The 19,796-nt window shown below is 61.9% G+C and carries 22 protein-coding genes; 11 read left to right on the forward strand and 11 right to left on the reverse strand.

Annotated elements, in window-relative coordinates; translation table 11 throughout:
• Positions 1-75 precede the first annotated feature (75 nt).
• On the forward strand, positions 76-1,632 hold the full coding sequence (locus KY459_02415) for an HD domain-containing protein (protein MBW3563556.1): 1,557 nt from the start codon (positions 76-78) through the stop codon (positions 1,630-1,632).
• A 107-nt stretch (positions 1,633-1,739) separates the two neighbouring features.
• Here the strand turns inward: KY459_02415 and KY459_02420 are convergent, their stop codons facing one another.
• From KY459_02420 to KY459_02470, 11 genes are all read right to left on the reverse strand, one after another.
• Positions 1,740-3,137, reverse strand: coding sequence for a S1 RNA-binding domain-containing protein (locus KY459_02420; GenBank protein ID MBW3563557.1), 1,398 nt, complete (start codon positions 3,135-3,137; stop codon positions 1,740-1,742).
• A gap of 124 nt (positions 3,138-3,261) precedes the next feature.
• Positions 3,262-4,284, reverse strand: a complete 1,023-nt coding sequence (locus tag KY459_02425; GenBank protein ID MBW3563558.1) for a hypothetical protein — start codon at positions 4,282-4,284, stop codon at positions 3,262-3,264.
• Positions 4,281-4,871, reverse strand: a complete 591-nt coding sequence (locus tag KY459_02430; GenBank protein ID MBW3563559.1) for a riboflavin synthase — start codon at positions 4,869-4,871, stop codon at positions 4,281-4,283. Before KY459_02430 ends, KY459_02425 begins: the two co-directional genes overlap by 4 nt.
• Positions 4,872-4,918: 47 nt before the next feature.
• Positions 4,919-6,661 (reverse strand): sodium:alanine symporter family protein, encoded by a 1,743-nt coding sequence (locus KY459_02435; protein ID MBW3563560.1) that lies wholly within the window; start codon positions 6,659-6,661, stop codon positions 4,919-4,921.
• An 83-nt stretch (positions 6,662-6,744) separates the two neighbouring features.
• Complete coding sequence (locus KY459_02440) at positions 6,745-7,746, reverse strand: hypothetical protein (GenBank protein MBW3563561.1); 1,002 nt, start codon at positions 7,744-7,746, stop codon at positions 6,745-6,747.
• Positions 7,733-8,611, reverse strand: coding sequence for a CDP-diacylglycerol--serine O-phosphatidyltransferase (gene pssA, locus KY459_02445; GenBank protein ID MBW3563562.1), 879 nt, complete (start codon positions 8,609-8,611; stop codon positions 7,733-7,735). Before pssA ends, KY459_02440 begins: the two co-directional genes overlap by 14 nt.
• Positions 8,608-9,258 carry a phosphatidylserine decarboxylase family protein gene (locus tag KY459_02450; GenBank protein MBW3563563.1) on the reverse strand — a complete coding sequence of 217 codons (651 nt, stop codon included), beginning with the start codon at positions 9,256-9,258 and terminating at the stop codon, positions 8,608-8,610. The genes pssA and KY459_02450 overlap by 4 nt, the downstream gene beginning before the upstream one ends.
• Before the next feature lie 21 nt (positions 9,259-9,279).
• A complete protein-coding gene (locus KY459_02455) occupies positions 9,280-9,513 on the reverse strand; it encodes a DUF465 domain-containing protein (GenBank protein MBW3563564.1) in 234 nt (77 codons plus the stop codon).
• A 58-nt stretch (positions 9,514-9,571) separates the two neighbouring features.
• A complete protein-coding gene (locus tag KY459_02460) occupies positions 9,572-10,243 on the reverse strand; it encodes a M23 family metallopeptidase (protein MBW3563565.1) in 672 nt (223 codons plus the stop codon).
• A gap of 137 nt (positions 10,244-10,380) precedes the next feature.
• Positions 10,381-10,740 (reverse strand): DUF86 domain-containing protein, encoded by a 360-nt coding sequence (locus tag KY459_02465; GenBank protein ID MBW3563566.1) that lies wholly within the window; start codon positions 10,738-10,740, stop codon positions 10,381-10,383.
• Entirely contained in the window at positions 10,727-11,038 is a 312-nt protein-coding gene (locus KY459_02470; GenBank protein ID MBW3563567.1) for a nucleotidyltransferase domain-containing protein, read from the reverse strand. The genes KY459_02465 and KY459_02470 overlap by 14 nt, the downstream gene beginning before the upstream one ends.
• 120 nt (positions 11,039-11,158) lie before the next feature.
• Here KY459_02470 and KY459_02475 point away from each other — a divergent pair, with 120 nt between their 5' ends.
• The 10 genes from KY459_02475 (at position 11,159) to KY459_02520 (ending at position 19,686) form a co-directional block, all read left to right on the forward strand.
• Positions 11,159-11,704, forward strand: a complete 546-nt coding sequence (locus tag KY459_02475; GenBank protein ID MBW3563568.1) for a DUF4390 domain-containing protein — start codon at positions 11,159-11,161, stop codon at positions 11,702-11,704.
• Positions 11,701-13,833, forward strand: coding sequence for a HAMP domain-containing protein (locus tag KY459_02480; GenBank protein ID MBW3563569.1), 2,133 nt, complete (start codon positions 11,701-11,703; stop codon positions 13,831-13,833). Before KY459_02475 ends, KY459_02480 begins: the two co-directional genes overlap by 4 nt.
• A 249-nt stretch (positions 13,834-14,082) precedes the next feature.
• A complete protein-coding gene (locus KY459_02485) occupies positions 14,083-14,664 on the forward strand; it encodes a TIGR00730 family Rossman fold protein (protein ID MBW3563570.1) in 582 nt (193 codons plus the stop codon).
• A gap of 28 nt (positions 14,665-14,692) precedes the next feature.
• Positions 14,693-15,202, forward strand: coding sequence for a cyclic nucleotide-binding domain-containing protein (locus tag KY459_02490; GenBank protein ID MBW3563571.1), 510 nt, complete (start codon positions 14,693-14,695; stop codon positions 15,200-15,202).
• Positions 15,203-15,282: 80 nt separating this feature from the next.
• The gene (locus tag KY459_02495; protein ID MBW3563572.1) at positions 15,283-15,534 is read left to right on the forward strand and encodes a nucleotide pyrophosphohydrolase; all 252 of its coding nucleotides are present in this window, start codon (positions 15,283-15,285) and stop codon (positions 15,532-15,534) included.
• A 26-nt stretch (positions 15,535-15,560) separates the two neighbouring features.
• On the forward strand, positions 15,561-17,057 hold the full coding sequence (locus tag KY459_02500) for a tetratricopeptide repeat protein (protein ID MBW3563573.1): 1,497 nt from the start codon (positions 15,561-15,563) through the stop codon (positions 17,055-17,057).
• 145 nt (positions 17,058-17,202) lie between these two features.
• Positions 17,203-17,601, forward strand: a complete 399-nt coding sequence (locus tag KY459_02505; GenBank protein MBW3563574.1) for an AraC family transcriptional regulator — start codon at positions 17,203-17,205, stop codon at positions 17,599-17,601.
• Between the two features lie 38 nt (positions 17,602-17,639).
• Positions 17,640-17,810: a hypothetical protein gene (locus tag KY459_02510; GenBank protein ID MBW3563575.1), complete on the forward strand. Its 171-nt coding sequence runs from the start codon at positions 17,640-17,642 to the stop codon at positions 17,808-17,810.
• Between the two features lie 5 nt (positions 17,811-17,815).
• Positions 17,816-18,244 carry a RidA family protein gene (locus KY459_02515; GenBank protein MBW3563576.1) on the forward strand — a complete coding sequence of 143 codons (429 nt, stop codon included), beginning with the start codon at positions 17,816-17,818 and terminating at the stop codon, positions 18,242-18,244.
• Positions 18,241-19,686 carry a tetratricopeptide repeat protein gene (locus tag KY459_02520; protein ID MBW3563577.1) on the forward strand — a complete coding sequence of 482 codons (1,446 nt, stop codon included), beginning with the start codon at positions 18,241-18,243 and terminating at the stop codon, positions 19,684-19,686. Before KY459_02515 ends, KY459_02520 begins: the two co-directional genes overlap by 4 nt.
• Positions 19,687-19,796: the final 110 nt, after the last annotated feature.

Below are 19,796 nucleotides of genomic sequence, written 5' to 3' on the forward strand. Positions count from 1 at the left end.
AAAGTATGGAGGGGGAAACGGGGTGACAGGGCCCGACCTCACGTTCGCGCGACACTTCTTATATTCTGGAAAGCGATGACATCGAAGATCAGCGAGTTGAGCTCGCATCTCAAGGGTCTGCTTTACCGCTGCATGGAGTCGTTGCAGGCGACCAAAGCAGCGTTTTACATGACCGAGGGAGGAAGTCCGTATCGGGTGGCGGCGAGCTACGGTTTCAACGCCAAGCTGGCCGAGGAACTCCCGCCGCGTCATCCGGTCGTCGAGCGCCTCCTCCTCTCGCAAAAGGCGTTTTTCGTAAATGGGGTTGCAGCCGATCCCCGGATCGCGCCGGTTCTCTTCGACGTCAACACCGATCGCATCCTCGTGGCGCCGATCTTTTTTCACGGGCAACTGCTCGGCTTTCTGGATCTCCGCGACAAGAGCGGGGGAAAGCCGTTCACGAATGCCGATCTCCAGAGCGTCATGCCGATTCTCCGCGACATCTTCGATTTTCTGTCCTCCCGCGGAGCTTTTGGCGTCAAGGTGAGCGAGACGCGGCAGCAGGTCAGCCCGGAAGCGAAGCTCATCGAGATGGCAAAGCAGGTGGTGAGCCGCCGCATCACGAACCGCCCCGTGACGGGCGAGATGCTCAGCGAGTCGCAGATCAACACCGTCACGGTGGCACTGCAGACGATCTTTGCGGTACCCGGGGTCATTCTCGCCGCCTTCTCCGCATTCGGTCATCTCGGCAATGTGCAGCCGGTCGTCGTCGATGGCGAACCGACCCCGGACGCGCTCGCGAAGCTCGATCAGAAGCTCCGCGCGTGGCTGGAGAAACAGGGAGAGTCCGTTTCCGAGGCGGGTAGTCCCGCGCGGGTCACCCTGGCGCCGACCGGCTCGGGCCGCCCGATCAACGGCGCGCGACTCGCTTCCATCCTGAGCGCGCCGGTGAAGATCGGATCGATGAAGGGCTTGGTGCTCAGCGTCGGATTCGAGCAGCCGCCCGACCGGGAGACCCAGAAGCTTCTGACGCCCTATCTCGATCAGGTCCAGGAGACGATTCGGAGCTCGATCTCGACTGACTCGGTCCGCGCGATGCGCCAGCGGGTGGCGGAAAAGCTCCTCGAACCGGACTTCGAGACCTATCCGGAGCTCGTCGAACACTCGCGTCGGGTCAGTGCGCTCGCCGAACAGCTCGCCCATCATCACGAGCTGCCTCCCGATGAGATCGAAATGATCCGCCTCGCCGGGCTGGTCCACGACGTCGGGATGAGAAAACTCGAATATGACGAGATCTACACGAAACCGGAGTTGAGTGAAGCCGAAAAAGAGCTCGTGACGAGCCATCCTGTCGTCAGTGCCGCGCTGACGGCCGACTCGCCTCTCGGGGCCGAGATCGGCAGACTGGTTCTCTACCACCACGAGCGCGTCGACGGAACCGGCTATCCGGAAGGCCTTCGGGGAGAACAGATTCCGCGCGGGGCTCGTATCCTCGCGATCTGCGAAGCTTTCATCGCGATGACGACCTCCACGTATCAACCTGCAATGCCCGAGAGTGCCGCCCTGATTCAGCTCGAACGAAATGCCGGCTCCCAGTTCGATGCCGCGTACGCGCGCGGGCTCGCCGAAATGCTCGCCTCGCAACATCGCTGATACGACGGGGCCAACCGAGACTCATTCCCGGCAAAGAACCGCGTTTTCTGCAGTGAAACGAAAAAGGAGCTCCGGTGAGCCCCCTTCGAATCGGCGTCTGAGCAACGTCAGGAACCGTTGCTGAGAGCCCGTTCCATCGCGAGCGCCATCGCGCTCTTGCCAGGTGCGGTCTCGGCGATCTGGTCGGAAACCTCACCCTCTTCCTCACCGCCGGCGATGGTCAGCGACATGCGGCGGCGTTCGGTATCGACGCTCAGCACGCGGACTGGAAGCTTCGCTCCCGGCTCGAAAAGACCCTCCGGCGACTGATCGGGCGCGAGATCGAGCTCGGATACGGGTACGAGACCGGTGAGACCCGGCTCGACCTCGACGAAAATCCCGAAGTCGACCGCCTTCTCTACGGTTCCCTCCAGCGTCCTTCCCATCGGATATTTCGTCAGGACGTGCTCCCATGGATCTCCGTCGGAGATTTCGCGAAGCGCCAGGGAGATTCGTCGCCTGTTCGCGTCGACCTCCTTGACCCATCCTTCGATCTGGCTGCCGATCTGGAACTCCGGATCGGACGGCGACGTGCCGTGCGGCAGCATCGACTGATGGACGAGCCCGTCGACTCCCGGCTCGAGCTCGACGAACAGGCCGAAGTCGGTCTTCCGGGCAATCGTTCCGGTGAACTTGTCTCCCGGGTTGAACCGGCTGGGAACGCTGATCCACGGATCCGGTTCGAGATCCTTGCGGGAGAGCGAGATGCGCTTGCCGTTCTCTTCGATCTTCGTCACGACGACGTCGATGTTCTGGCCCGGCGAGAGCACCGTTTTGGGATCTTCGATGCGATGATGGCTGATCTCCGAGACGTGAAGAAGGCCTTCGATCCCACCGATGTCTACGAATGCGCCGAATGGAACTACGTTGCGGACGACGCCGCTGACCGTCATGCCGATCTGCAGATTCTCGAGCGTCTCCTTCCCCTTCTCGGCAGCCTCTTCCTTCAGGACGGCCGCGCGGGAGATGACCAGCTTCCTCCCATCGTCCGAGATTTCCAGAACCTTGAAATCGTAAGTGTTGCCGACGTACTGATCGGGATCGACGATTTTGCCGAGATCGATCTGGGAGAGAGGGCAGAAGGCTCTGACAGAGCCCATCTTCACGTCGAAGCCGCCCTTGTTGCGGCCGGTCACTTTTCCTTCGACGACGAGGCCTTCCTCGTAAGCATCCTTCAGTGCCTGGATGGAGGCCTGTTTCGCGAGCAGTTTTCTCGAGACGCGAATCTGGTCTCCTGAGATGGAAACGACCGAGGCCTCGATCTCTTCGCCGAGCGTATAACCTTCATCGAGCTCATCAGCGTGGATCAGTGCTTCGGTCGGGCCGCCGTAAGCGATGTAGGCGTCGTCTCCGGAAACCGTGATGATTGTTCCCCGCAGCAGGTCACCCTTTTGCGGTGTTTTGAAATCGAGCGTCTCTTCGAGCGCCGCCTCGAATGATTCGGCGCTCTCGTTGGGAAAAGTCATTAACTGCCTCTTTCGTGGGTTTGTGTTCGCCCCGGAGAGCTCCGGGGTCATTCGCATAACTCGGCGCGCGGTGGGTCGAATTCCTTGACCGGCTCGCTGCAGCCCGGTGTTCGTAGTCTCTCGATCAGTCGCGCGTGTAATCCCGTCGCAATGGCCACGAGGTCGACATCGAATGGAGGAGCGAGCTCTCGCCCTGATCGATCCACTCGCGGAGAGTCTCGCCGACGACGCCTTCGAGAAGGTCGACGATTTCCAGTGAGTCGCCTCGGGCAAGCTCTCGGACCGAGTGGCCGAGACCGGCGACAACTTTCGATGCTCTCAGAAAGAGCCAGCCGAGCTCTGCGTTTTCCTCGAGCCGTACCATGAGCGTTCCGATTCGCGCGAGGTGGCTCGCCGCTGCCCAGTTTGTCCCGTCGTCGGTCGGTTCGGGAAGCCGCCAGTCCAGGCCTGCCTCGAGCGCCAGAGCCGCAACGTGCCGCTCGCTGGCCAGTTGGAGCAGCTCGATGTCATCGTCGAACAGCACCATCCACGATTCTTCGCTCCTCGACATCTCCGCGAGCCGGCGGCGCGCCGGCGTATCGAGATCGACCGAGACGGCAACCACCGAGCGCGCTCCCCGCTGCTCTGCAGTTCGGACGAGCTTCTCGAGCATCGAAAGGTCCGTCGTCAGCGGCGGAGCGAGCGGAATCATCAGGTGCCAGCGCATCTCCTCGAGCCGCTCCGCGAGCTCCTCCACTTCACCGGGCCAGGGAGGCCAGGCCGAAACAATCACCTCCCCCGCCGAACGGTACGACGATGGAAGTCCCGATTCCGGATTGATCAACAGACTGACCCCGGTTCCGTTCCGTCCCGCTGCCGCCGCCACCAGTTCGCGTCCCGTCGAGTACACCCGTTCCTGCGGACCACTCACGTCACAGACGACGGGTCGCGCCAAAGCCCCGGCTCCGGCCCGGTCGAAACCCGAAGCGACTTCGACGTTGGTTCGCGATGGAGCGACTCCCTCGAGCCGGTAGAGATCGATCGCCGGATGCCACGATGACCGCGCGGACAGGCTGTATGGCGAGATCCACGTTCTCGTGTGGAATGGCTCCGCAGGCGTCGCGAACTCCTTCACGAATGGAGCGGTCGATTTGCTGTGGATGATCACGTTTTCAGATACGGCCGAATCAGCCGTTCGACATACTTTGCAATCAGGTCGAGCTCGACGTTGACTCTGTCACCGACCCTTGCATTCTTCAGGTTCGTTCGCTCGATCGTCTCCGGAATCAGCGCGGCGGAAAATTGCGACTCCGAGGGTTCCACTACGGTCAGCGAGATGCCGTCGATCGCGACCGATCCCTTGTCGACGAGCAGTCTCGCATACGCCTCTCCGATACTCCATCGGTAAACGGCAAACTCCCCCGCGCGGGAGATCGATTCGAGCCGGCCGGTCGTGTCAACGTGGCCCTGCACGAGGTGGCCGCCAAAGCGCGAGCCGGCCTCGAGCGCCCTTTCGAGATTGACCACCTCACCCGGCTGCAGATCCCCGATCGTGGTGCGCTCGATCGTTTCCGTCGAAACGTCCGCACGGAGCAGACCGTCTTTCGGGAAAATGGTGAGGCAGATGCCGTTGACCGCGATGCTCTCGCCGGCGATCACTCCGGCGAGCTCGGAACGGATCGAGATCCGGGCGCCTCCGTCGACGTCGACGAGCTCCTCGACGACTCCCGTTGCTTCGATCAGTCCGGTGAACATCTCTCAGGAATGCCGGCGGTCGAACGGCACGACCGCACGATCCGCCATCAATGTCTGCGCTGCCTTTTCTCCTCGGCGATCCTCTTGTGTACCTCTGCGTTCTCGATCCACGGCTTCCTCTCGAAGTAGCTCTTCGTCAGCCTCACGACCACTCCCGAAAGCAGGACCAGCGCGATGAGATTGGGGAACGTGACGAATCCGAGCGCGATGTCTCCGAGCGTCCATACCGTCGCCAGCGTCACGGTTGCACCGATGAAGTGCATGCCGACGAAAACGAACTTGAACGGCAGAATCGCGACCTTGCCGAAGACGTAGTTCGCGCATCTGTCCCCGTAATAACTCCAGGAGATCGCCGTGGAGATCGCAAAGAGAAGCACCGAGATGACGACGATCATCCCACCCCAGTTCCCGAGCGGTGCCAGACCACGCTCGAATGCGAGCTTTGTCAGCGGAGCACCGCTCTCGACCGCGTCTCCGTAGAGGCGGTCGAGCTCTTCACCTCTGGGTGTCACTGCCACGCCGCGCTGATAATCGATCGTTCCGGTGAACGGAACCGAGCGCGCTTCGTCGGCCCACAGCTGCTCGATTCCCACTTCGTGCCACGCGAGGACGGGACCTCCCGCCGGCTGCCCGTTCTCGTAGCGAATCTCTCCGCTCGGCGTCGTCGATCTGAACGAACCATCGTCGAACTGTTCGACGTAGGAGAGATCTCCGCCCCGAAGCTCGATCGTCGTCGGAATCGTATCGTTCCAGACTCCCGTCACGATGATCACCAGCCCCGTCATGGAGCAGATCAGGATGGTGTCGATGAACGGCTCGAGCAGCGCCACCACACCTTCTGAAACCGGCTCGTCGGTCTTGGCAGCGGAGTGCGCGATCGGCGCCGATCCCTGTCCCGCCTCGTTGGAAAACAGACCTCGCCTCACTCCCCACATCATCGTGACCAGAAAAGCTCCCACCCCGGTCCCCGCAACTCCTGCAGTCGGATTGAACGCCTCGGAGAAAATCGTCCCGAACGCCGGAAGAATCTGACCGGGGTTCATCGCGAGAATCGTCAGCGCCCCGATCACGTAGATACCCGCCATCACCGGGGCAAGGACTCCGGTGACCGCACCGATCCGCGAAATTCCTCCGATGATCACGGCCGCAACGATCGCGGCGGTGATCGCCCCCGTGATCCACGTTGCCAGCCCGAACTCGGTCTGCACGGTGTCGGCAACCGTGTTGGCCTGAACCGCATTGCCAGTAAGGAACGAGGTCGCCATCAGAGCGAGCGCGAAAAACACCGCCATCGGTTTCCACTTCGGCCCCAGTCCCCGCTCGATGTAGTACATCGGCCCACCGGAAACCGACCCTTCCCACTTCTTCGGATCGAGATCTGTCTTCTCCACCACGCGATATTCCTGCGCGAGTACGACCTCGGAGTACTTCACCGCCATCCCGAGCAGCGCCGTGATCCACATCCAGAACAGCGCCCCCGGACCCCCGAAGTGGATCGCGATCGCCACTCCCGCGATATTTCCGATCCCGACCGTCGCCGACAGCGCCGTGGTCAGCGCCTGGAAGTGGGAAACGTCGCCCGGTTCGGCCGGATCGTCATACTTGCCGCTCGTGACGCCGAAGCCGTGCGCGAGTCTTCGCAGCTGGATGAACCCGAGACGGAGCGTCAGAAATACGCCGGTTCCGAGCAGCGCAATGACGATGATCGGGATCATCTCTCCGGCGACGGGTATCCCGAAGTTCCAGACGTAGTACTCCAGGCGCCCCACGATCCACTCGAACCAGCTCATTCAGTCTCCCTCCTTGCTCGGGCCTGCGGATACGAAAGGCGCATTATTGCAGTCCGGGCGACGCGCGCCAAACATCCTCGCGCTCAGTTCGGACCGCTCGCGGTGCGGCCGACGAGCTCTTCGATGAGCATGACCGCGTTGAGAACACTGCTTCTGCGAAGGTTGTCGCTCGCCGCCTGGATCCAGAGACTTCGAGAGTCCTCTCGGTCGAGACCGACCCGTAAGATCAGCACCGTATCCAGTCCTCCGGCATCGGTCAGCCCCGGAAGTGTCTCGGGATCCGCCGCGACGAGGGAGAGGCTTCCCTCGAGCGCCTCCTGGATCTCGGCAAGTCCCACCGCTTCCGCCAGTCTGACGTGAAGGGCGAGAGAGTGACTGTGAAAGGTCGAGCCCTGCTGGACGAGAACGGAACCGCGAAGCTCCGAACCGATGATCTGACGGATTTGCCCGACGATGTAGTTCTCGAGCTCGAAAGCGTCCCGCGGCGTGTAGATATTGAACGCAGCCTGCTGCTCGAAGACCTGTCGGGGCGGGCCCTCGGCGTTCAGGACAGCGAGCGTCTGCTGAAAGAGCTCGTCGATTCCCTCCTGTCCCAGCTCCGAGGCGGGAAGAATGACGCTTGCAGTAAAGAACTCGATCGTCGCGTGTCGGAGCAGGGGTTCGAGGATCAAACAGATCATCGCGGCGACCGGATGCGCGGAGACGACGAGATCCCCGGTCGGCGGTTCGTCCGAGCCGATCCCGGCGACTCTCGCCTCCACGTCTTTCGAGAAGGCGGAAGGTTGCGTCAGATCGATTGCCGTGAAAGAGAGCTCGTCGCGCAGCGGAATCCATCGTGCCGCCGTTTCGGGATCCCCGCAGAAAAAAATCATGTCGAGTCCTTCCAGTACCTCGCGACTCGCCATCCTCAGAAACGCCGGCTCCAGCACGCCCTCGGCAAGCGTTCCCGCTTCCTCTTCGTCATCGGTCAGAAGTGCGAGCCTGGCAACGGGAAAAATCCGATCCCGAAGTATCCCGACGAGCTCCTTTCCATGCAGCGTGAGTGCACCGAAAACTCCGACGCGATACCCGTCAGAGCCCGTCATCGGCGTCCTCGCGCTCGATGGCTGACTCGAACGGTTCGTCCTCTCCGATCTCCTCGAAGCCCGGGACCGTGTCGTCGTCCTCCAGCGGATCCTCTGCGGGCTGCCGGGCGCCGGGAAACGCCCGCCGCCACAACATCAGAGCCGGCCCCGATACGACGTAGCCGACGAACCATGCGCAGAGAAACTCCTCGGGCCGGAAATAGAGAAGCGCGAGAAGAGCCGAGAACCCCAACAGAAACAACGGAGCCCGCTTCCGCTCGATGCGCAGGGACTTCTGGGATCGGTACTTCACCGTCGAGACCATCGCGACCGCAAGCCCGAGCGTCACCACCAGCATGATCCTGGCGAACGTCACGTCGTAGACGGGGGCCGGCGCATAATTGATGATCGCTGCCAGCGTGAGCGCGGCAGCCGGAATCGGGAGACCGATGAAGTGACGAGGGTCCGTGGTCGCAGCCTGAACATTGAATCGTGCGAGACGGAGTGACCCGCCGACGAGAAACAGAAACGCGATCCCTCCCCCGAGCCGGCCGAGCGTCTGCAATGCCCAGGCATAGACCAGGACGGCGGGGGCAGCCCCGAATGTCACGACGTCCGCGATGGAGTCGTACTCCTTGCCGAACTCGCTCGTCGCATTCATCTTGCGCGCGACGAGCCCGTCGAATGTATCGCAGAGAGCAGCGAAGGCTATTGCCCAGCACGCCAGCTGAAAGAGCCGGCTCGCCTCCTCCACGTTCCCTATCGTCGACGCCCGCATCCCTCCCATGCTGTAGAGGATTGCCGCGAAGCCGAAAAAGATATTCAGCACGGTCAGTGACGTCGGAACGACGTAAACGCCCCGGCCGAACCGGTTCGGCTTGTTCACTCGGCCTCCCCCTTCGCGCTCAGCGTCGCGAGCACCGTTCGCCCGACTTTCACCTTCTGCCGCATCTCGACTTCGATCCGGGCATCGGGTGGGAGGTAAACATCCACACGAGAGCCGAACCTGATCATCCCGATCCGCGTTCCCCTCTCGGCGCGGTCCCCCTCGGACAAGTCGAAAACGATCCGGCGCGCCAGCAGGCCTGCGATCTGCCGGAACGCAACGTGACGCCCATTCGCGTCCCGCATCACGATGAGATTCTGCTCGTTCTCGGCCGACGACTTGTCGGACATCGCGTTTCCCTTCGCACCCGGCTTGTAGCTGTAGTGGACGACTTCTCCCGAGATCGGTGCGCGGTTGACGTGAACGTCGAAGACCGACATGAAGATGCTGATCTGCTGAGTCAGACCCTCCCAGGGAGAGCTCTCCAGCGGAGCGATCCGCACGACCGTCCCGTCCGCGGGTGAAAGGACCTCGTCTGCCGCTTCGCCGGCGGAAAGCACCGGATCACGAAAGAAGCTGAGCAGAAAGATGGCGAGCACTCCGAGGACGATCGCCACCAGCCAGAAACCCGCGGCCAGCGCGGCGATCGCCAGGAGCGCTGCCGGAATGATGAATACCCAGCCTTCAGGCGCAATGCCGTATCTCAAGTCTGAAATCCTCCCGGTTCTTCAGACCGTGCGGTTTTCCTTCCAGCTTCGCACCCGGCTCTCCATACGGTCCTTCAGATGGAGCTTCTGCTTCTTGATCTCGCGGGCCTCCCGCTCTTCGTCGGGAGAGAGGGGCTCGTTGCCAGCCAGCTCCTCGAGTCGGAGCTCGTGGCGCCGATGTTCCTCCATCAGCGCGCGGAATTCCTTGTCCTGCCGACTCAATGTTTTTCGGATGCTGTCGTCGCCTTTGCGCATTCGTCCTCCTGAGATATGACCGATTGTATCGCGCCCGGTTCCTGGTGTTCGGCTCCGTTCAATCCGCGCTTTCCAATGTCGAGTCGGGTGGCGGCAGCGAGTCGGAAGGAACCGTTCTGCCCCTTCGAAGCAGCACCGGATATGGATTGATGGGCTCACCCTTCCACCACTCTCCTCCGGGGGGCATCCGCTCGATCGCGAAGTGGAGATGGGGAGACTGTTTCGGTGAGTTTCCGGTCGTCCCGACGTAACCGATCACCTCTCCGCGCGGAACGGTCATCTTCTCGCCGAGTCCCAGCCGGTAGCGGTCGAGATGGGCGTAGTAATAGATCCACCGCTCGTCGGCGCTCGACTGATAGATCGTTATGCCGCCTCCAGTCGACCGATAGAGCTTCATGATCGACCCGTCGTCCACGGCGAGAACGGGCGTTCCCCGCGGCGCCACGATGTCGATCGCTTCGTGCTTTCTCGCCGCGCCGCGCGCCGCTCCCCACGTGTCCTGCAGCGCTGATCTCGTCACGTCTGCAACCGGAATCGCCAGCCAGTCTCCCCGGCCCGGAGGCGCAGCGCCTTCATCGAAGGTCTGATCGAGAGGATCCGTCGCGGTGGCGACGGCTTGCGGGGTCACATCGGTGGTTCCTGTTCGTGTCGGAGCTGAGAGTTGCCCCGTCCACTGCAGATAGACCACGGTCGTGAATGCCCCGAACACCACGCCGTAGACGAAGAACATCGCTCGACTGAGCAGCTTCACAAGGCGATTCTAACCCCGGGCTGAATTCTCTTTTCAGTCCCAATTTCCATTTCAATCACAAGGAGCGTGTCGACAGAAGGGTGGTGAGGTTGCCATGAAAAGCGCGAGAAGAAGGCTCAGTTCTGGTCTGAATTGAGCTCGTCCATGAATCTTTGAACTTCGGCGATCAAGACCGGTAGGTCGTTCTCGGCCACCGCCCAGACGATCTCGTTCCGAACAATCATGTAACCGTGAATCAACTGATTTCTGAAGTCGATGACCCGCCGAAAACCCGTAATCCTCTCACTGATTGATCGATCCACTTCTGAAGCCTGCCGGAGAGCTTCACCGATAATCTCGAACTGCCGTTCGACGCCTGAACGAAGCAGGGAGTCGTTCAGGTAATCGTCGAGAGTCTTGCCAGAAAGGAACTTCTGGATCAACTCGGCAGCGGCGATGAGATCGTACAGGTATTTCCGGAGATCACGCTGCTTCATAGACGAGTTGTCTCGACGCCGTGATCGAGCGGAGTAGATAGGGGTTCCGAATGGCCTCTTCCTCGACCAGATCAATCTGCCGCCCGAAAAGATCTCGCAGCGCCTCGAGCAGCCCGAAGTACTGATCAGCGTGATCTCGAGGTGCGGCCGGGGCGAACCGAACGAGGAAATCAAGATCACTCCTCGCATGATCAAAATCACTCGTCACGGCAGATCCGAATATGTACAGACTCTCCACGCGAAACCGTTGACAGAGCTCGTGGACTGCCTGAGCGTGTTCCGCCGGTAGTAAGGTCATGAATTCCACGGTAAACGATTATATCGACAGCGGTCGTCGATCGATGGAGAAAGGGTCTTGTTCTCGATGATCCAAACCGGCAATCTGCAACTGTTTTCACAACTGGCTAAACTAGCCCGGATGGTTCGTCGACTCGTTCTGGTGGCGATCGTGGCGGCAGCCGCCGCCCAGGCTTCTGCCGACAGGATTCGAAATCTCAGCGCATCCGCCGATCAGAAGGCAATCTCGGTGTCGTTCGAGTACGAAGGGCCGTTCGAGAACGATGAAATCAGCGAGGCGGTCCGTAGCGGTCTGCCGACGATCTTCACATTCGACATCGAGCTGACTCTCAAGCGAGAAAACTGGTTCGACAAGACTCTCGATTCGGCCCGACTCGAGGTGATCGCCACATTCAACTCCAGAACCCGAGAGTACCTCGTCAACTATCGCCGGAACCGTCGGCTCGTTCGATCCGAAAACGTGGCCGGCTTCGACACTCTCGTGGAGCGAATGACCAAAATGGTCATGGAGGACGTATTCACTCAACCCGATGATCGCTATCTCTCCAGGCTCCGGGTGCGCGTCAGAGGGTGGAACAGCCACGATTCGCGACCGTGGTTCTACGCAGTCAGGAGAGGGGGGACTCCGTGGGAGATCGTCCCGATCACCCGGGAGGCGGAGCAGTGAACCTGCCGAGACTGCTCGAATACCGGCGCGACCCGCGCTTCGTCATCGGAATCGCCATTCTGATTCTCGCGGCTGCCTCCTCAATCTACTACCTCATCCAGAGAGCCAACGAGCTCTCCCCCGAGGCGCTCGGCAGCCGGATGCTGCTGTTCGTACTCTGGAACATCAATCTGATTCTCATTCTCGGGATCCTCATCGTCCTCTCGCGCGTGCTGATCAAGCTGATCCTCGAGCGACAGCGGGGCATCCTCGGTTCGCGGTTCCGAACAAAGCTCGTCGTGACGTGGGTCGCGACCACACTCGTTCCGATCGTTCTTCTCTTCGTGGTCGCCAACGATCTGTTGAGACTCTCGATCGATCGCTGGTTCTCGGTCCCGGTGGAAACGCTCGTGAGCAACAGCGCCGAGATCGCAGAAGCGTACGAGGGCGAAAGATTCAGTCACGCGACGCGCGCCGCGGAGGCGATCGCCACGCAATGGCGGGGAGACGACCCCCCTCCGCTCGACGTTCTGAGGGAAGAGAGCGACGTCGACGTCGCCGGACTCTACCAGTCGGGCCGGACGATCCGACTGATCGCCGATCCCCGGAGTCCCGTCCACGAGCTTCGGGACCCGCCGGCCAGATTCTTCGCTCAGATCGACGAAGAGGGCGTCGCCACCAAGATCGACGTCGCACCGAGCGGAAAGTGGCTGCGCTCGGGCGTCGGCGCCGGGCCCAACCGGTACGTCGTCACCGGTGTGTTCATCCCCGCCTCGTTCGCCCGCCTCGTCGACGAGAACCTCATCGCGTACGACGAGTATCGGCAGACGGTCGCACAGAGACCGGAGCTGAAGACTTCTCAAACCTCTCTTTTTCTGACGGCCACGCTCTACATTCTCTTCGGGGCGCTATGGGCGGCGATCTACGTTTCTCGCAGAATCACGGGACCCGTTCAGGCTCTGGCGGAAGGAACCCGGACGCTCGCTCACGGCGACTACGACCACCGGATCGAAGCGACGGCGACGGATGAGCTCGGAACGCTGGTCGACTCGTTCAACGCGATGGCCGAGCAGCTCTCGGAGCAGCGATCGGCACTGACGCGATCCAACGAAGAGCTCCAGCTCGTCAACCGCAGACTCGACGACGAGCGCGCCTTCCTCTCGGCCGTCCAGGAGTCTCTGTCGACCGGCATCATCGCCGTCGACGACAGTCTCTCCATTCTCGGATTGAATCCCGCTGCCCTTCGCCTGCTCGCAATCGACGAGCCGTCGCCCGGAACGCACGTCTCGGATTTTCTCGACGGCGACCTCGCGCCCCTGGCCGGCTACATCACGGGACTCGACACCGAGTCGCGGCTGAAGCCGCGCGATCTCAGCCTCGTCAGAAAAGGTGAGCTCCACTATTTCGAGTTGCACGCCGCAAGGCTCGGCTCGGCCGACACGGTCAACGGATGGGTCATCGCGATCGAGGACACGACCGAGCTCGTTCAGGCGCAGAAACTGGCAGCCTGGAGCGAGGCGGCTCGTCGCATCGCGCACGAGATCAAGAATCCACTCACTCCGATCCAGCTGTCGGCCGAGCGAATCGCCCGTCATGCCGCGGACAGTCCACCCGGGCTCCAGGACGTGACCAGAGAGGGGACGCGGATCATCATCGAAGAGGTTGCGCAGCTCAAACGCCTGGTCGACGAGTTCTCCCGCTTCGCGAGAATGCCCGCCGTCCATCTGCGGCGGTGCTCGATCCGCGACATTCTGGAGCAGGCGGCATCTCTCTACCGCGACACGCGCGACGACATCGTCGTCCGAGTGGAAGCTCCCGAAGATCTCGAAGCGATCGTCGACCCGGAGCAGATCAAGCGCGCTGCCGTCAATCTCCTCGACAACGCGGTCGCGGCCACGGCCGAGGGGGAGATCGTCGTTCGCGCCGAAAGAAGAGATCGCGCCATCGCGATCTCGGTCGCCGATCCCGGGATCGGCGTCCCCGACGCGGACAAGGAGAAACTCTTCCTTCCGTGGTTCTCCACCAAGAAGGAAGGCACCGGACTCGGTCTCGCGATCGTCCACCGGATCGTCCACGATCACGACGGCAGGATCTCGGTGATGGACAATTCGCCGACCGGCACGATCTTCGAGATCGAGATCCCGGCGTGAGGTGAGGTGGAGGTTTGAGGTTTGAGGTTGGACGAGGTGCAGCTCGTCACCTCGAATTGAGCCTCTGAATCATCGCGCCGCCGTCGGGCTTAAGGCTCGATGAAATGGACGTCGTGGACGAAATGGACTGAATGGACAAAGTGGACGGACCTCCTCCACAACGTCCACTTCGTCCACCTTCCAGCCTCGACCTCGAACCTCCAGCCTCCATTTGCATTCCACTCGTTCCTGATGCATTGTGACGCCCCCATGAAGAGCGTCGCGGTTTTTTGCGGTTCGCGGCCCGGCAACGACGAGCGCTTCATCGAAGCAGCGAGGCGGATGGGTCGCGAGATAGCCGAGCAGGGGCTGACACTGGTCTACGGCGGCGGAAGGCTCGGCCTGATGGGGGAAGCCGCGAACGCCGCGCTCGACGCCGGTGGACGCGTGATCGGCGTCATCCCGCAGGCACTCGTGGAGCGCGAGCATGCGCACGGGGGCCTCGACGAGCTCCACATCGTGGAGTCGATGCACCAGCGGAAGGCGAAGATGGCGGAGCTCGCCGAAGGCTTCGTCTCGCTGCCGGGCGGGCTGGGAACGCTCGAGGAGACCTTCGAGGTCTGGACCTGGGCGCAGCTCGGTCTTCATCGCAACCCGGTCGGGCTTTACAACGTCGGAGGGTTCTGGGATCCCCTGATTCGAATGCTCGAGCACATGGTCGCGGCCGAGTTCGTCCAGATCACGCACGCGCGAATGGTTCACGTCGCGGACGAGCCGCGGCAACTGCTCCTCTCGATGGCGGCGCACGTACCGCCTCCGGTGCGCACCTGGATCGAGCCCGACGAGACGTGAGCTATGATCCTCTCCGAGGGGGTCCGCGATGTCCGAGATCGCAAAATTTCTCCGCACCGTACCGCAGCTCCGGCTGCTCGATGAGGTCGAGCTGACCGCACTCTCCGAGGCGATGTCGGAGGTCGAGTACGAGAAGGGAGCCGTCATCATCGAGGAAGGAGCCCACAATCACGCCTTCCACATTCTCCGAAGCGGAAGACTCCGCGTCTGCCGCATCGTCGAGGGGCGGGAGGTCGCGCTCTGCGATCTGTCACCCGGACAGACCTTCGGTGAGCTCTCGATCCTCGGCGATCAGAGAACGACTGCGACGGTTCGGACGGTCTCCCCGAGCCGTGTGCTTTCCCTCTCGATGGATGATCTCGACTTCGTCCTCCGCCAGAGTCCCGTGGCTGCCGCGATGTTCTGGCAGGCGCTCGCTCGCGATCTCCGCGACCGGCTCGTCGAGACCAACGAGGTCGTCCGCCAGTACTTCGAGGTCAACCGCGCTCTGGTGGACAACCCTACCTTCAGGGAAGCGTACGCGATGTGTACGAGGTGAGCGGTTTGTTCCGGGACGCACAGCGCGAAGTAGACGGCTGGATCGGTCAGTTCGAAGAGGGATACTGGCCTCCGCTCGCAATGCTGGCCCGGTTGACCGAGGAGGTGGGGGAGCTCGCACGCGAGATCAACCACTCTTTTGGCGAAAAGCCGCGCAAACCCGGCGAGCGGAGCGCAGAAATCTCCGAGGAGATCGCCGACGTCGTCTTCGTCCTGCTGGCGCTGGCCAACTCGCTCGACGTCGACATGGATGCCGCCTTCGAAGGGGTCATGAACAAATACAGAAGCCGCGACCAGACGCGCTGGACTCCCCGAACCGGCGGATCGCGGTAAGATTGGAGCTGCCACGACTTTCGCGCATGTCTCCACGTAAAGACGACAACGTTCCACCCCCGTTCGACCAGGGAGTCTTCCTGATTCACTACAACCGTGGAAAGGAAGCCTTTCAGGCCGGACGCTTCGGCGAGGCCCGCAAGGAGCTCGAAGCGGCTCAGAAGATGCGCCCCGACGACGCGGAGGTCCTCAACCTGCTCGGCCTCGTCTACTTCAGACTCGAGGCATACCCCTCTGCCGAGTTCGTCTACGAGAAGCTGCTGGCAGACAATCCCGAGGTCTTCATTCTCCAGTCCAACCTCGGGCTGGTGAAGTACAAGCTGAAGAAGACCGGGGATGCCGAAAAACACCTGCTGAAGGCGATCGAGCTCAAGCCCAACTACATCCGATCTCACCTCTATCTCGGTCTGCTCTATCGCGACAAGGGCAAGCTGGGACTCGCGCTCGAGCATCTCCGCTTTGCCGGCGCAGACCGCGCAGTCGAGCAGGTCGAACAGATGATGAAGGGGGGCCAGCGCGGGCCGAGTGGCGTCGTCCAGACGGCCCCTGCCAAGGCGGCCCCCCCCGGGGAACAGGCCGATGAGCAAGCCCCGGCCCCCCCTCCCCCGAAAGCTCGAGAGGAACGCATGCCGGAGCGCCCTGCCGAAACGGCCCCGCAACCGAAAGCGACGCCACCCGCTGCCGAACAGCGAATCTCCGGTGTTGAGCAGCGTTCGACCGCGTCATCGAAACCGATTGCTCCGCGAGATACCTTTTCCACTCAACCCGGCCAGAACCGGGTCGACGAGCGGGAGGAAGCACCTTTCCCGGAGGACGAATTCACCCGTCCGACCCTCGACCAGAAGGCCTCGCCTCCTCCGCAGGCAGAGAGTGCCGCTGCCAAGCTCCAGATGGCCGTCGATCCGGAAGAGCTCGATCAGACCCGACGAATCGACCTGCGAAAGATCGAAGGAGCATCGAGAACGTTCCTGCTCCACGAGAACGGATTTCTGGAGATCAACTTCTCGAACAAAGTCCGCGTCAAACGGGGAACGATCTCGAGCTACTCCGGCAATCTGAGGTTCATCGAGGAGCCCGCTCCGGCGGGAACGCAGGCGGCGACCATGGTCAATGCCGAGGGCTCCGGACGGCTCGTGGTGTATGACCGGGGCCGGCAGACGTTCCTTCTCGATCTCAATGACGAATTCGTCTTCGTAGAAAGCCGGCACCTGCTCGCGCTCGAGCAGTCCCTCTCGTCGCGACCCGAACCGATCTTCGATTCCACCTACCAGAACAAACTCGATGTCGTGAAGGTTTACGGTCGCGGCTCGCTCGCGATCTCCACGACGATCGAGCCACTGACCCTCCGCGTTCAGCCGAACTATCCGCTGTCGATCTCTTCCGGCTCCATCGTCGCCTGGACCGGGAGTCTCCTCGCCACCGTCGTCGACGATCACGACCTCGGGCAGTTCATGGTCGAGGACGCATCCGACTCGTTCCACGTCCGCTTCCAGGGCTCCGGCGTCGTGGTTTCCGAGCGATGAAGGTCCCCTCGGGTGCATCTCAGACGGGAGCGTTCCCAACGGAACTGACAACCACCAAAAAAGCAGCTATACTATCGTCTGGTCCCTGTAGTCGCGGCTCCGGGCGGAGTCGCCGGCCAATCAATTGTTACGTAAGGAGGTCCCATTGGACGGACTGGTCGGAAACATCGTTTCATGCGTAGAAAGACGAATTCTCCAGGATGAAGAGGTATCTGTCGGAGCGGTATCGAGAGAGCTCGGTTTCACGCGGCAGTACGTGTCAGGCCGGTTTCATCGCACAACGGGCAACCTGCTGAGCCACTACCTCAAGGAGCGAAGGCTCGACAAAGCGGCTCGGCTTCTTCGCGAAAAGAAGATGCGCGTGTCTCAGGTCTCGCGACTCTGCGGATTCGACTCGGAAAACTACTTCCGCCAGCAGTTCAAGCTGAAGTTCGGTATGTCGCCGAGGCAGTTCCGGGCCAAGGGCGACCTCTCGGTCCTCCAGGAGACTGCCTTTCCCGATCTCGCGGAGATGCGACTCCGGATCCGCAAGAATCGCGCTTAGAAGCGGTCAGACAGTCGGACACGTCTGACATGTCGGACGTGTCCGACGTGTCAGACTCTCCACCCTTCCTTTCACTCTTCACTCTTCACTCTTCACTCTTCACTCTTCACTCTTCACTCTTCACTCTTCACTCTTCACTCTTCACTCTTCACTCTTCACTCTTCACTCTTCACTCTTCACTCTTCCCTGCCCTCTTCCTGCTATCCTGAGCCGGATGACGGGCCGAAAGAACATCTCGAGTCACACCGCGTGGGAGCCGGTCGTCGGGTATTCGCGAGCGGTCCGGATCGGGCCCTTCGTCTACGTCTCCGGAACGACCGCGACCGACGCCAGAGGTGAGCTGGTCGGGCTCGGGGATCCGGAAAAGCAGACGGCCCAGGTGCTCGCGAACATCGAGCGCGCACTCACCGAGGCCGGCGCGCGGCTGTCCGACGTCGTGCGTACCCGGATCTACGTGACCAACATCGCGCTGTGGGAAAAGATCGGACGGGTCCACGGAAAAGTCTTCGGTGACATCCTGCCGGCGACCTCGATTGTCGAGGTTAAGCGACTGATCGATCCGTCGATGCTCGTCGAGATCGAAGCGGAAGCGATCATCGCGTCCGCTTTCGAGAAATTCGTGGGCGAGCGCGTCGACGATTGAAGCGAAGCGCCGGGGACGAAACCCCTTCCCGCGACTGGTTACCCTTCGCCCTCCTTCTGCTAGTCGCGGTCCTCCCCCGGCTCTTCACACTCGGCGCACCGTGGCTCTGGGACGACACCGCGCTGATCGCAAACGCCAACGCTTTCGATGAGGTGTCCGAGATCCCGGGCGCGTGGACGAGCGAGCTCTGGTACGACGGGCGCCCCGGCTCTCCTCTCTACCGCCCCGTTCCCCGCACGCTCTGGATCCTCCAGCACGCCCTCGGTGGTGGCAGCCCGATTCCTTTCAGGCTCGTTTCGATCCTTCTCCATGCGGGGGTTGTGGTGCTGCTGTTCGCTTATCTTCAGACCCACGTCCGACGAAAAACCGCGCTGATCGCATCCCTTCTCTTCGCGGTCTTCCCGGTTCACACCGAGGTGATCGTTCAGGCGGCGAGCCAGTCGGAGCTCCTCGCCGCTGGTTTCGGCCTGGCGTCCCTTCTTTTCTGGAAGCGATCGAGACCCGCAGCCGCTCTGCTCTTCTTCGCGCTCGCCGTCCTCAGCAAGGAGAGCGCAGCTGCGATCGCGGTGCTCGGCTGGCTGGAGACGCCTTCGCCGAAGCGGCGGATGATTCCGGCGGGACTCGCGGTGTTGGCCATCGTCGCGTGTGCAACATGGGCCCGCCTCTCCGTCGACGCCGGATCGACCGAAATTCCGGCGCTCGACAATCCCGCCTCTCTCCTCCCCCATTTTCCGCGAATTCTCACCGCGCTCTGGGTGCAGTGCCTCTATTTGTGGAAGACGCTGATTCCGCTGAACCTCGCCGCGGATTACTCCTACCGGGAGATTCCGCTCGTGATGTCGCTCGGGGATCTCCGGGCGTTGGCGGGACTCGGTCTCGCGATCGGATCGGCCGTACTGATCGTGAAGAGATCGCGCGGATGGAAGGGGGTTCTGGCGTGGTGGGTTCTCTTCCTTCCCGCATCGAACCTTCTCTTTCCGATCGGAACGATCATGGGAGAACGGCTCGCATTTTTTCCGAGCGCCGGGCTCGCATACTTTCTGGCGGTCCGGGTTTCCGGAATCAGGACGTCCCGGCTGAAGCCGGCGATGATCATCGTCGTCCTGGTGCTCGCATCTTTGAGCGTGGTCCGCTACCGCGACTGGTCGAGCGGTGAACGATTTCACGAAGCCTTCGTCGAGGATGCGCCGAACAATGCGAAGGCGTGGAGCGCGCGGGGGGTATGGCTCGCCGGTGACGGTCGGATGGAGGAAGCGATCGCATCGTACGATCGCTCGATCGAGCTCTACCCGTACGACGGGACCGCGCACTTCAACCGGGCGAATGCGCTCGTCCGGCTCGGGCGCACCCAGGAGGCGATCGACGGATACCAGCGCGTCGTGCAACTCTCGCCGGGTCAAACCGACGCCAAGCGACTGCTGCGGGAGCTGCTGGCGAGATAATTTTTTTCTCTCTCCGACGTGTCCGATCCGTCGGACGGGTCAGACCGGTCCGAAGCCTCCCTCCATGTGACCGACATCACGGCAGAGCTCCGGCGGAGCCCTATGCTCCC

The sequence above is a fragment of the Acidobacteriota bacterium genome (assembly GCA_019347945.1).
Taxonomy (GTDB): domain Bacteria; phylum Acidobacteriota; class Thermoanaerobaculia; order Gp7-AA8; family JAHWKK01; genus JAHWKK01.